The sequence below is a fragment of the Polynucleobacter sp. SHI8 genome, assembly GCF_027944005.1.
Lineage (GTDB): Bacteria > Pseudomonadota > Gammaproteobacteria > Burkholderiales > Burkholderiaceae > Polynucleobacter.
Map to the genome: position 1 here is coordinate 1919528 of NZ_AP027204.1, position 12863 is coordinate 1932390.

Genomic DNA, 12863 nt, shown 5'->3' on the forward strand with positions numbered 1-12863 from the left:
AGAATAAATCATTCAATTTACATAGGTATCTCGATGGAATCTCCACGTATTAGTGAGTCAGAATTAACCCGCTTAGGGATTGCTGCATTTTGTCAATTAGGCCTGCCTACTCAAGATGCTACCGATGTTGTTAAAGTACTCGTCATGGCAGATCTTTTTGGTCTTTCAACGCATGGTATGAGTCGCTTAGAGTCGTATGGTGATCGTTTAAAAATTGGTGGTATTAACCCGCGCCCACAGATTACTGTCGAACGAGTTGCTTCTGCAATGATCAAAGTGGATGGAGACAATGGTGTTGGCCCTGTTGTTGGCATGCGTTCTCTTGAAGCTGCCATGCAGGTTGCTTCAGAATGTGGGATTGGGGTTGCCCTTACACGTGGCAGTAATCACTTTGGCCCAATCTCGCCTTATGCCCTGATTGCTGCTGAACAAGGTTTTGCGAGCATGATTGGTAGTAATGCTACAACTACGATTGCGCCATGGGGTGGGTCTGATGCCCGCTTAGGTAATAGCCCTCTTGGCTTTGGTGTTCCAAACCCTGGCGGTCAGCCTTTTTTACTTGATATGGCAATGAGCGTAGTCGCGCGCGCAAAAATCAGAGATGCATTTAAACAAGGTAAAGAGATTCCAAATACTTGGGGTACTGATGCAAAAGGATTTCCAACCACCGATCCAAAAGCGGCTTTAGATGGCTTTTTACTGCCGGTTGGAGGTCATAAAGGTTATGGATTAGCGTTAATGGTCGATTTATTTGCAGGACTACTTTCCAATGCTGCTTATTTAACTCATATTCAATCTTGGCAAGATGCTCCTGATCAACCACAGAACTTAGGTCATTTCTTTATCCTTTTAGATACGAAAAAACTTGGCTCTTCACAGTGGTTATCAGAACGCATGCAAGATTTTGCGAGCATCCTGCTTGAGAGTCCTCCTGCAGATGCATCTAAACCTGTGATAGTACCCGGAATGATCGAACTTACCAAAATGGAAGAGCAACGTCATTTGGGTATCAAGCTAAGTCCTGATACATTGGCGATTTTGAAAACATATTCAAACTAAAGTGTTAAGGATTTATTTTCTGAATCGAGGCTTACGTTTTTCTAAAAAAGCTTTTACACCCTCTTTAGATTCATCAGTTTCATAAAATAATTTAAGGGCTTGCATCCCTAAAGAACCAATGCCTTTAATGGCATCTGAATCAGCATTAAAAGAACGCTTGGCGATACTGATTGCTGTAGGGCTCAGAGCAATAATTTCTTGACACCACTGATCCACTTCACGATCTAGTTCGACGAGTGGAACGACGGCATTCACAAGTCCCCATTCCAAGGCTTGCTGTGCGCTATATTTGCGGCAGAGATACCAAATCTCACGGGCTCGCTTTTCTCCAATGACCCGACTGAGGTATGCAGTACCAAATCCTGGATCGACTGAGCCAACTCTTGGACCTACTTGTCCAAAAATAGCATTGTCAGATGCAATTGCCAAATCGCAGCAAGTCACTAATACATTGCCACCACCAATTGCATAACCATTGACTCGCGCTATCACTGGTTTTGGAACTTCACGTATGAGACTATGCAGCTCTTCCAAAGGAAGCCCAATCATGCCTCGGCCATCATATCCGCCTTCTTGAGCTGACTGATCTCCGCCAGAACAAAACGCTTTCTCGCCAGCACCAGTGAGGACAATAACGCCTATACTCTGATTCCATCCTGCAAGGTGCAAGGCCTGAATCAGTTCATCGCAAGTTTTACCACGAAAAGCGTTATATTTTTCCGGGCGATTGATGGTAATCGTCGCAACGCCCTGATGCTCAGAGTAAAGAATATCTGTAAAGTTACTCATCTAGTGAACCCGATGAAGGATCGCTGATTAGATTATTTAGCTATGGAAGCACTATGTACAGCGAGAAGTTTCCACTCATTACCTACTAATGTCCAAGTGGTCTGAAAGTGACTACTGATTTTGATATTTTCAGTTGGTTTTGTCACATCAGCAAACATATGCCCCATCACCAAAGCAACTTTTTGATCGCCACTTTGTGGAAGTATGACCGTCATGTCTTTAAATTCAACATTGGAATACTTGACCTGATTACTTTCAAGTTTATGAATATATTGAGTTAAATCATCTACAGCACCTGTGCTGTGGCGATAAGTCATCGCTGGATCACAGAAGTGGCGAAATGCATTCAAATCGGTTTGATTCATTGCCGTACGGCGTTGTTCTTCACATTGCAATATAGGATGCGTCATATTTTGTCTCTCTATCTATCGTTGTAATGATTCAACTATAACAAATAATCAATACGGGTAGATATTTTGCTAGCTATGGCGAAATGGTGATTAGCTAGTTAAGATTCATCAACAATGGCCCAGGTACTATCGCCTAATTTTTTGACAGCGTAAGAATACGTCCAGTGTTGTGGAATGCCGCAACTCCAATCATTCGGCCCATTCTGAATCAATATATTAGATTGGTTTTTTTCATCCACATATAAGTGATAAATCTTGCCATGAATCGGATTGAAACTAAATTTTGCCGCATGGACCATTTCCGTTGCATCAAGCCTTGCTTGCAATGCCTTGGCCTGTTTGACCAAAACTGCGGCTTGCTCCATGATGCGATCGTATTCTAGTTGAGCATTTTGCCTAGCAATATTGACTGCCTTATCTTTTTCTTCAACGACTTTAATCGGCGCAAATACCGGAGCGCTGACCTCCATGGGATACTCAATGGCAGCATGTCTTGCTGGATCGGTATCTTCAATTCGCATGGCATATCCTTGGAAATTATTAACAATATATATATTATCCCTAATTTTAGGGATTGTTGCAGACCTGTTACTTCAACACTGGCTTAGATCAATATGGCAATACCGTCCGCCGCTTTAACAGCCTGAATCTTTCCAAAGAAAAAAATCGGATAAATCTCCCGCTCAAGTAGGCTAACTTTCATACTTAACCTGTACCTTACAGATTAAGTTAAAGCTTTACCTTCAAATGCTGTCATGCATGATGACAAGTTTTAATTAAACAATCTTAATCACAAGGTCTGGCAACTTCTGAATCTGGCAACGAATCACATCACCTCGAACAACAGGTCCTACATTTTCTGGAGTTCCTGAATAAATAATATCGCCAGGGAATAATTCGTTAGCTTCTGAAAGTTTAACAATCTGTTCTGCTACAGACCAAATCATTTGCTTTAAATCTGCTTTTTGTTTCACAACACCATTGACAGACAACTGAATGTTGCCTTCCTTAAAGTGTCCAACTTTCGATACCGGAAATAATGGTCCAATCGGTGCTGAATGATCAAACGATTTACCAATTTCCCAAGGCTTTTTTTGATCGCCCATGGCGCGCTGCAAATCTCTTCTTGTCATATCTAAGCCAAGGGCATAACCCCAAATATGATCAAGAGCATTTTCGATTTTAATATCTTTACCACCGCGATGAAGGGCTGCTACTAACTCAACTTCATAGTGATAATTTTTGGTGAGTGTCGGATACATGTGATCGCCAACTGTATTGGGTGCAACATACTGAATAGCATCTGTTGGCTTTTGGAAGAAAAATGGTGGCTCACGCGTTGGATCAGATCCCATTTCTATAGCATGTGCCGCATAATTTCTGCCAATACAGTAAATTCTTCGAACTGGAAATTGCTCTTTTTGATCCGCGATAGGAATGAACACCTGAGGAACGGTAAACATCGTTTTTGAGTCGACAGACTTTGCCGCTGACGCACTATTTGTAACTAAGCTAGCTGCTGCTGTTCCAAGCCCAAGTTTAATGGCATTTCGACGTGAAAAATTATCTTGATTATCCATACTGATCCCCTGTTTATGAATTTGTAACTATACTTAATAATAAACTACTTAGAATGCGTTTCATGCACTTATAGATTTGCTCTAAAAAAAGTATTTGTGTTTGATATTGCTTTATTACTTGAATAATAAATCTACGGTTTAATATAAGCAAAGTGATTGTTGTACTGTAAATCTGCTAAACGCACCACGCCTGAAGGTGTGTAATCGGCCTCAAGAATGAATTGGTCTTTCTTGAGACCTCGATTCTTCAGTGTAATCTCGCATACTTCAAAAATAACCCCCCTCGACTTTAGGGCGCTAACTAAAGGGGCATATTCTGTGTTATTTTTCTTATCACGACTACCTTCCATTAAGAGATCAACTCCATCGGCATGGGTAACAACAATGATTTTCGTTGTGGGAGATACATCTAAATGATTACGAATATTTCTTAACCCTTTTAACCCCTGAGTTTGAGCGTCATCAATGTGATACGCCACCAAAGTAGCTTGATTTGTCTGCGCTTGAAGGGATAATATTCCTCCAAGTAGCATTAACATTACTATGAATATGTTCTTGATAACTTGATTTATTTTTTTCATTTTTTACTCATTTTAGATTTTTTGATATCCAGGGTTTTTAGAAATACCCACCATACTTGGTTCATTAATTCGAGTCGACTTAACGATTTTCATATCGCGTAAATGCCTTGCAATCACATCCCAAATTGGCTCTCCACCAACTTCTTTCGCTGCGGCACTTACAGGTGCCCAACCGGCGACTTTATATGTCTTATGGGCTTCTAATAATTTGCCCTGAAGGCGCATCTCTGAAATACGACTACCCATGGAAGCTGTTGGGTCAATACGATACTGCAAACCTCCAACACGAACCATATCACCACCTTGCTGATAATAAGGATCTGGATTAAATAGGTTATCTGCCACATCTTCTAGGATGGTTTTGATCATCTCACCTGTCATCATGTTGACCGTTGTGTAAGGGTAAGTAATCGCGGTCTGATCCATCAGGTGTTCCATCGTAATGGTTTGACCAGGCAATAATGTAGTACCCCAACGAAAGCCTGGAGAAAATGCAATCTCAGCATTTTTTTGTGCCATCAAGCCATCCAAAATTAATTGATCAAAACTACCATTAAAGTTTCCACGTCGGTATAACAAGGTGTCCGTTTTTGCTAAAGGCTCTTGCAGCTTCGCTTCAAATGGTTTTCTAATGGATTGAATCAATGCAGACATGCTTGGATCTGGATGGATGAGATTTGAAAATACCGGCAGTAACTTATAACGATAATCCACTACTTCACCATTCTTTACCTCAAAATCTAAAACGCCTAAATACTTGCCGTTAGAACCTGCATTAGTAACCAGAGTTCGACCGCCAGGATTTTTTACCAATACAGGTGTTGGAACACCATCATGGGTATGACCTCCTAAAATGGCGTGTAATCCGGTCACCCGTGATGCTAGTTTTAAATCGACATCCATGCCATTGTGAGATAACAAAACAATGAGTTTTGCGCCTTTACTTTTGACTTCCTGAATAGTTTTTTGTAAATTTTCTTCTTGTATACCAAAGGTCCAATTAGGAATTAAATAACCAGGATTTGCAATCGGTGTGTAAGGGAATGCTTGACCAATAATCCCTACTGAAATGCCATTCATATTACGTAAGGTATAACCTGGAAATACTTCATCGCCAAAATCAGTAGTTTTAATATTTTGGGCAATGAAGTCAATCTTGCCTTTGAAGTCTTGATTCACAATTTCTAGAACGCGCTCTTCGCCCAGCGTCATCTCCCAGTGGGCGGTCATCACATCTACGCCAAGCGCTAAGGCGGCGTCTGCCATATCTTGGCCCTTAGTCCACAAAGCTGTGGCAGATCCTTGCCAGGTATCGCCACCATCTAATAACAAGGCCCCAGGTCTTGAGGCTTTGAGTTGCTTCACTAAAGTTGCTATTTGTGCAAAGCCTCCCATACGTCCATACGTTTTAGCGGCTTCTGTAAAGTTGAGGGCTGTAAAAGCATGAGCCATTCTAGAACCTGCCTGAATTCGGTTTGCTTTTAGGAAATAATCGCCAACGAGATGGGGCGCTTTCCCTTCAAGGGAACCAATGCCTAAGTTAACACTCGGTTCACGAAAATAGATGGGTAATAGTTGGGCATGACAATCGGTAAAGTGCAATAAATGCACATTACCAAATTTGGGAAGATCATAGAAAGTATTCGCTGATTTTTGCGCTTGTGCATATTGGGAATGCAGTCCTAATCCACCAACTGATGCTATAGCAAGAGTTTGTAAAAACTCTCGACGATGGATACTCATTAGTCAGATCCCGTTATTGATTAACCGGCGAATTTGGGTCTAATAACAAAGCCATGACATCTTGAATCTGTTTTTCGGTAAGTAGCTTGAAATGTCCAAAGCGCGGCATATTACTGCAAGCATTATAGGCTTTTGAGTTATTGATACGATTCCAGGTATAGGTAATTAATTCTTTTGAATTCCCACGATTTTTTCCGTAGTTCCATAAACTTGGTCCAATATTGCCATAAGAGAGCTCTTTTTTATTGATTTCGTGGCAGTTATAACACCCTCCACCAACCGGTAATTCGGCGGTATCAGTCCAGGTTGCCCCGCGACCGCTTTGTGCAATGGCCTCACCATTTTTCCAATCACCGATATAGTTACCATCTGTTGGTTGCAAAATCGAAGCCATGTTCTTTTTTTCAATTGTGCGAGCTTGTTTTTCGCCGGCTTTTGTCATATAAAATTTTTGATCAGAACAGAGCTTTTGATTAGCATCTTGATTAATACGGCTAATGTCAGCGATTCCTTCAGTCCGAAAACTGTTTTTCATCATTTCAGTAAATGTTTTATCAAATACGGTGGACTGTGCATTTGATACGACTGAACAACACAGACCAATCATCATGGCGATGAGGATGAATAAATTTTTCAGGGGCATCTTGATAGTTCGTTTCATCATTATCTCTTTAACCCTGGTGTCTGAATGATGCCACCATTGGCAGTGACTGCCATGTACATCGAGACAGCAATCGTAAAGTCCGAACCATAAATAGGGAATGGGAAGCGTTGTTGTCGTAAACAATCGTTAATCCGTTGTTGCATGGTCCAAAATTGCCCACTAGATACTCGGTAAGCTGGCCAATATCCCCATCCTGCAATAGCACCCTCTTGGGTGGTTAAGTTTGGTAAATCTTGCAGGCGGATTCTTTTTCCAGGTGCATTGTGGCAAGATGCGCAAGAAAAATCATAAGGACCACCCTGGAAGTTGAATGCTTTCTTACCCATCTCATACATCAATTTTTCTTTAGGGTGAGCCATGCTGACATTGACTTTTTTGCCTTTGGATTTAGTTACTACATAAGCAACAATGGCATCCATGTCTTTTTTAGGTCCTACTCCAAATTTCGCATCAATGACACTTTGCGCAGAAATCCCCTGCAAGGTTTCCATACAAGTCATGAGTCGCGACTCAAGATCCTGCACGCGGTTGGTATCTTTAAAATACTTGGGCAACCTTGCCGCAGCGCCATCAACTACACCAGGTCCCATGCCTAAATCACACTTCTCAAGACTGGTATTTTTGGGTCCTGCAGATTTTTTCCATAACTCTTCGCCAGCCATCTCATACAACTCTGAAGGATTTCCGTCAGCAATCATCTCGCGATATTTTGCGATTTCATCTGCAGTCGATTGGGCATAGCTGTGAAAAGAAATCACCACTAGGGCAAAAAGAACATAAGATTTTGAGATAAAGTTCATGAGGAGGTCAGTTGTCTTTTAGGAGACCAATATTTCATCAGTTCTTTTTTCGCCCTTGGTATCTGTCCAGATAACCGTCAACTTATCACCTTTAGATCCCTTATATTTAAAATTCAGAAAAGGATCTTTGGAGATAGCAGAACCAAAATTAGCATTAAAAACATCCTTACCCTGAACCTTCGCATTCACTTGATTAATAAACCAAGCAGGGATTGTCTTACCAGCAGCGTCTTTACGCTGACCAGTCTCCATATCGTGTCTCATTAAAATTTTTACATCTACGATTCCGTCTTTTTCTGTTGCTCGAATACGCATTGGATCTGGCATATTAATTCCTATAGTTAGTAAGTTGATGGTGTTAGGGCAATATGATTAGCCACCACAACCACCTAAAGTCACTTTAATTTCTTTCATCGTCATGAGCCACTTACCCTCAGCTTTCACTAAAAAATAAACATTTGAGGTTTGCGCCATTTTGATACGTGTCGTTACAAAAGCTTCAGTTCCTGCTGGAAAATATAATTGACCAGCCAAGGTATTAGGATTTTTTTCTACCAAAATCGCAACTTGTTCTGCTTTTAATGAGGTCGTTAGTCCAACTGGGACAACAGCTCCATTTTCAGCAATATCTGGCGCTGTTAGAGTAATAGCAGTAGTTTTTTCAGGGGACGGTGTACCTAGTGCCTTAAACACCTCATCTAAACTCTTACCTTCAAAGGCAGCTTTACTCCATTCTTGTGCTTGACTGGTACTAATTAGCCCAGCAGACGCCATCAAACTAAACACTACAGAATGCTTCAGTAAATTTCTTCGTTGTTGATTCATATCAATCCTTAATTACATTTGTTACCTTTTATTACTATTTTAGTCAAGTTTTAGCTTATGCGTGTTTATTACTACTTATAACAAGTGGCTTGCTTTGTTGAGTCCGCTTAAACAATCTCTAAATTATTTTTATTTAAATAAATAATTAGATTTAACCAATTGATTAAAATAGATATTTAATCTAAATTAAATTCTTGATATTGCTTGTTTTAGTCCTAAAAATTTAGATCTTACTTCTTCATACTTATAAATGTTTTAAACTGATTTCATAAATTTTGAAAACTCTAACCAAAAGGAATAACAAATGAGCTTAATTGACAAATTGAAATGGCGCTACGCAACAAAAAAATACGACACTACAAAAGAAGTTCCACAGGAGAAGATTGAGCGTATTGTAGAAGCAATCAGATTGGCAGCAACTTCAAGTGGTCTCCAACCATATGAATTATTCGTGATCACGAATAAAGAAATTCGTGAAAAAATCAGAGTTGCAGCGAATAATCAACCTCAAATCGTTGATTGCTCTCACGTAATCGTTTTTGCTGCTTGGGATAACTATACAGCTGATCGTATCAATGCCAATTTTGATATGACAGAAAGTATTCGTAACTTAAGAACTGAAGCTGGCGCTGCTTATCGTCAAATGCTTTTAAAGAACTTCCCTGCAAGAGATGCTGAATTTAACTTCCATCATGCTGCAAAGCAAGCCTACATTGGTCTTGGAACTGGATTAATTGCCGCTGCAGAAGAAGAAGTAGACGCTACACCAATGGAAGGCTTTAACCCAGCTGCTGTAGATGAAATCTTGAATCTGAAAGAAAAAGGCTTACGTAGTTGCGTCATCATGTCCGTAGGTTATAGAAATGCGGATGAAGACTGGTTATCTAAAGTTGCTAAGGTCAGAAATCCTAGTGAGAAATTTATCCACTGGATGAAGTAATTCAAAGGATAGTCACATTAAAATACCAACTTCGGTTGGTATTTTTTTATTCATTTTTTGACTTATTTTTTAATGACTTGGACTAAAGCATTAAATTCTTCAATCCGTGCTGTGGAAGATCTAGCGATTAAAGCAATCTTTCGATTAGGAGCTGGGGCTGTTAGGGGTCTGGCAATTAAGTTCGTATTTTTTAATAACCCTGATTTAATTGCCATTTCAGGTATGAGAGCCATCCCTAGGCCATACTCTACCATCTGTACCAAGGTTAACAAGCTCGTTGCCTCAATGCCACTTTGACTGGCAATTTCTGTTTTCTTACAAGCCGCCAAGGTATGGTCGCGTAAACAATTACCTTCCTCTAAGAACAAAATTCGATCTATCAGACGGTTGGTAAGTTGTATTTCTTTATTTTTGAGACTGGGGTCATCCTTTTTGCCGATTAACCAAAACTCATCATTGAATAACTCTTTCATCAGAAAGCCCTTGGTCTCATAGGGTAACGCAATTAAAGCAAAGTCTAGTTCATGATGGTTTAATTTGTCGATGAGATTTGCAGTCAAATCTTCTCGCAAAACAATTTTTAAATTAGGAAATTGCGCTCTCATTTTAGGTAAAAATAATGGCAATAAAAATGGTGCGATTGTGGGTATTACACCTAACTTAATGACGCCCATCATGTTACCAGCTGATCCCTCAACAAAATCCACTAAATCATCTGCTTGCACGATTAATCGCTGTGCTCTCTCTACCACCCCCTGTCCAATTGGGGTTAATGATACTGAGTGCTTATCGCGCTCAACTAACTGAACACCAAGAGAATCCTCTAACTCTTTAAGCCCTGCACTTAAAGTGGATTGCCCAACAAAACACACCTCTGCCGCCCTAGTAAAGTTGAGGGTTTCACTGATAGCAATCAAATAACGTAGTTGCTTGATGGTTGGTAGAGATGCCATGATTTACCTCATTTTGGTAATCTAATTAATCGATAATTATTATCATTATAATTCATTAGACTGATTAAACAAAACTCTTCACAATACATCCTGTTGTCAATCATTTATCTTAAAAGGAAACACTATGTCCATTATCAACACGGCAGTGCCAGCATTTAAAACCGAAGCATTTCATAACGGAAAATTTATTACAGTCTCTGACGAGAGCTTAAAAGGCAAATGGTCAGTTCTCATTTTTATGCCTGCAGCATTTACCTTTAACTGCCCTACCGAAATTGAAGATGCTGCTGATAACTATGCTGAGTTTCAAAAGATGGGTGCTGAGGTATATATCGTAACAACCGATACGCACTTCTCACACAAAGTTTGGCATGAAACTTCACCAGCAGTAGGTAAAGCAAAGTTCCCCTTAGTTGGTGACCCTACACATACGTTAACGCGTGGTTTTGGTGTACATATTGAAGAAGCTGGCTTAGCACTTCGCGGCACTTTCATTATCAATCCTGAAGGTATGATCAAGACTGCGGAGATTCATTCAAACGAAATTGCAAGAGATGTTTCAGAAACTCTGCGTAAACTCAAGGCTGCTCAATACACTGCCGCTCATCCAGGTGAAGTATGTCCAGCTAAATGGCAAGAAGGCGCTGCAACATTAACTCCTTCTTTAGACCTCGTAGGCAAGATTTAATTAATTCTTTGAAAAAACCAACCAGACTCTCTTTGGAGAGTCTATTGGAGAAGAAATCAAACTCTTGCCCAATAGACTCACCCTTAATGAATTGAAAGGAAATACCATGTTAGATACCAACATCAAATCACAGTTAAAAGCTTATTTTGAAAAAATTGTTCAGCCAATCGTTTTAACTGCAACGGTGGATAACTCTGCAAAATCTTTGCAAATGCTCGAGCTCTTAAATGAGGTAGCGGAGCAATCGGACAAAATTACTGTAAAGCTAGATGGAAATAGTCATAAGGTGCCAAGCTTTACGGTTAGCAAAGTTGGTGAAGTAGCCCAAATCACATTTGCTGGCTTACCCATGGGGCATGAATTGACCTCATTTATTTTGGCGATCTTGCAAGCAAGTGGCTACCCACCAAAGGTGGAAAATGAAATCATTGAACAGATTCGTGGCTTGGAAGGAAACTTCCATTTCCAAACCTTTATTTCATTATCCTGCCATAACTGCCCAGATGTAGTTCAGGCCTTAAACTTAATGGCAGCTCTCAATCCTAATGTTCAACATGAAATGATAGACGGCGCTTGGTTCCAAGATATTGTGGATCAACATCAAATCATGGCTGTCCCTACTGTTATTTTGAATGGCGAGGTTTTTGGTCAAGGCAGGATGAGTGTCGAAGAGATTATTACCAAACTCGACACAAACAGTCCACAAAAAGATGCTGCCAAACTTAATGCCAAGCCTGAGTTTGATATGCTGATCATTGGTGGTGGCCCGGCAGGTTCTTCTGCAGCGATTTACGCTGCTCGTAAAGGGATTAAAACGGGTGTCATCTCAGAACGTTTTGGTGGTCAAGTGATGGATACTTTAGGGATTGAGAACTTTATTTCTGTGAAAGAAACTGAGGGTCCTAAATTAGTGCAGGCTCTTGAACAACACGTAAAAAGCTATGAAGTTGACATCATGAATTTGCAACGTGCGAAAGCTTTACGTCAATCTGGTCATGGCCTTGAAGTAGAGTTAATGAATGGCGCCATTCTAAAAAGTAAGTCCGTCATCATTAGTACTGGAGCACGCTGGAGAGAGATGAATGTTCCAGGAGAGCAAGAATATCGCAACAAAGGTGTAGCTTACTGCCCCCATTGTGATGGTCCTTTGTTTAAGGGGAAGATGGTCGCTGTCATTGGTGGTGGAAATTCTGGGGTTGAAGCTGCAATTGATTTAGCTGGTGTCGTAAGCCATGTAACTTTAATTGAGTTTGATAGTAAGTTACGTGCTGATGCTGTTTTACAAACTAAATTAAATAGTCTGTCAAATGTCACAGTCATTAAGAGTGCCTTAACGAAACAAGTTTTAGGTGATGGCACAAAAGTAAATGGATTGATTTATCAAGATCGTGTTAATGCAACTGAGCAGCGTCTTGAACTTGAAGGTATTTTTGTACAAATTGGCTTACTTCCAAATACGGATTGGCTCAAAGGAACCTTGGAGCTTTCTAAGCATGGTGAGGTTGTGATTGATCATAAAGGTGAAACTTCTTTACCCGGCGTTTTTGCAGCAGGTGACTGTACAACAGTTCCTTTTAAGCAAATCATCATTGCAATGGGTGAAGGTGCCAAAGCATCTCTCGGAGCCTTTGATTATTTAATTAGATCCTCTGTTCCAGAAACAGAAAAAGCACTAGCCGCATAAATATCTTTTAATATCTATACAGTTGGCTTGAAAACCTTCAAACTTGTTAAATTGGAGGTTTTCATTTATTTAAGCAAGCTTCAACTCTACTTAAAATATCAAAGCGAATAGGATTTAAGAGCTATAAAACTTTTAAATACTTACTAA

The 12863-nt window shown here is 40.1% G+C and carries 15 protein-coding genes; 4 read left to right on the forward strand and 11 right to left on the reverse strand.

The features are described from left to right. Positions 1-33: 33 nt before the first annotated feature. Positions 34-1059: an Ldh family oxidoreductase gene (locus QMN06_RS09640; protein ID WP_281969911.1), complete on the forward strand. Its 1026-nt coding sequence runs from the start codon at positions 34-36 to the stop codon at positions 1057-1059. A gap of 12 nt (positions 1060-1071) precedes the next feature. Here QMN06_RS09640 and QMN06_RS09645 read toward each other — a convergent pair whose 3' ends face one another. The 10 genes from QMN06_RS09645 to soxY all read right to left on the reverse strand — a co-directional run bounded on the left by QMN06_RS09645 (position 1072) and on the right by soxY (position 8451). Further along, entirely contained in the window at positions 1072-1848 is a 777-nt protein-coding gene (locus QMN06_RS09645; protein ID WP_281969912.1) for an enoyl-CoA hydratase-related protein, read from the reverse strand. A gap of 32 nt (positions 1849-1880) precedes the next feature. Continuing rightward, on the reverse strand, positions 1881-2258 hold the full coding sequence (locus tag QMN06_RS09650) for a nuclear transport factor 2 family protein (RefSeq protein WP_281969913.1): 378 nt from the start codon (positions 2256-2258) through the stop codon (positions 1881-1883). Positions 2259-2356: 98 nt separating this feature from the next. Further along, positions 2357-2779 (reverse strand): DUF2452 domain-containing protein, encoded by a 423-nt coding sequence (locus QMN06_RS09655; RefSeq protein WP_281969914.1) that lies wholly within the window; start codon positions 2777-2779, stop codon positions 2357-2359. A gap of 255 nt (positions 2780-3034) precedes the next feature. Continuing rightward, positions 3035-3721 (reverse strand): fumarylacetoacetate hydrolase family protein, encoded by a 687-nt coding sequence (locus QMN06_RS09660; RefSeq protein ID WP_281971764.1) that lies wholly within the window; start codon positions 3719-3721, stop codon positions 3035-3037. A gap of 248 nt (positions 3722-3969) precedes the next feature. Beyond that, a complete protein-coding gene (locus tag QMN06_RS09665; RefSeq protein ID WP_348649148.1) occupies positions 3970-4371 on the reverse strand; it encodes a DsrE family protein in 402 nt (133 codons plus the stop codon). Positions 4372-4431: 60 nt separating this feature from the next. Then, positions 4432-6162 (reverse strand): thiosulfohydrolase SoxB, encoded by a 1731-nt coding sequence (soxB, locus tag QMN06_RS09670; RefSeq protein WP_281969916.1) that lies wholly within the window; start codon positions 6160-6162, stop codon positions 4432-4434. Positions 6163-6175: 13 nt separating this feature from the next. Then, the gene (gene soxX / locus QMN06_RS09675) at positions 6176-6826 is read right to left on the reverse strand and encodes a sulfur oxidation c-type cytochrome SoxX (protein ID WP_281969917.1); all 651 of its coding nucleotides are present in this window, start codon (positions 6824-6826) and stop codon (positions 6176-6178) included. After that, the gene (gene soxA / locus QMN06_RS09680; RefSeq protein WP_281969918.1) at positions 6826-7626 is read right to left on the reverse strand and encodes a sulfur oxidation c-type cytochrome SoxA; all 801 of its coding nucleotides are present in this window, start codon (positions 7624-7626) and stop codon (positions 6826-6828) included. Before soxA ends, soxX begins: the two co-directional genes overlap by 1 nt. A gap of 18 nt (positions 7627-7644) precedes the next feature. Beyond that, positions 7645-7953 carry a thiosulfate oxidation carrier complex protein SoxZ gene (gene soxZ / locus QMN06_RS09685; protein WP_281969919.1) on the reverse strand — a complete coding sequence of 103 codons (309 nt, stop codon included), beginning with the start codon at positions 7951-7953 and terminating at the stop codon, positions 7645-7647. Between the two features lie 45 nt (positions 7954-7998). Then, complete coding sequence (gene soxY, locus QMN06_RS09690; RefSeq protein ID WP_281969920.1) at positions 7999-8451, reverse strand: thiosulfate oxidation carrier protein SoxY; 453 nt, start codon at positions 8449-8451, stop codon at positions 7999-8001. Positions 8452-8755: 304 nt separating this feature from the next. Here soxY and QMN06_RS09695 point away from each other — a divergent pair, with 304 nt between their 5' ends. Further along, a complete protein-coding gene (locus tag QMN06_RS09695) occupies positions 8756-9391 on the forward strand; it encodes an NAD(P)H-dependent oxidoreductase (protein ID WP_281969921.1) in 636 nt (211 codons plus the stop codon). A 62-nt stretch (positions 9392-9453) separates the two neighbouring features. Here the strand turns inward: QMN06_RS09695 and QMN06_RS09700 are convergent, their stop codons facing one another. Beyond that, the gene (locus QMN06_RS09700) at positions 9454-10344 is read right to left on the reverse strand and encodes a hydrogen peroxide-inducible genes activator (RefSeq protein ID WP_281969922.1); all 891 of its coding nucleotides are present in this window, start codon (positions 10342-10344) and stop codon (positions 9454-9456) included. 124 nt (positions 10345-10468) lie between these two features. Here QMN06_RS09700 and ahpC point away from each other — a divergent pair, with 124 nt between their 5' ends. Then, a complete protein-coding gene (ahpC, locus tag QMN06_RS09705) occupies positions 10469-11032 on the forward strand; it encodes an alkyl hydroperoxide reductase subunit C (protein WP_281969923.1) in 564 nt (187 codons plus the stop codon). 106 nt (positions 11033-11138) lie between these two features. Beyond that, a complete protein-coding gene (gene ahpF, locus QMN06_RS09710) occupies positions 11139-12716 on the forward strand; it encodes an alkyl hydroperoxide reductase subunit F (RefSeq protein ID WP_281969924.1) in 1578 nt (525 codons plus the stop codon). The last annotated feature ends 147 nt before the right edge of the window (positions 12717-12863 follow it).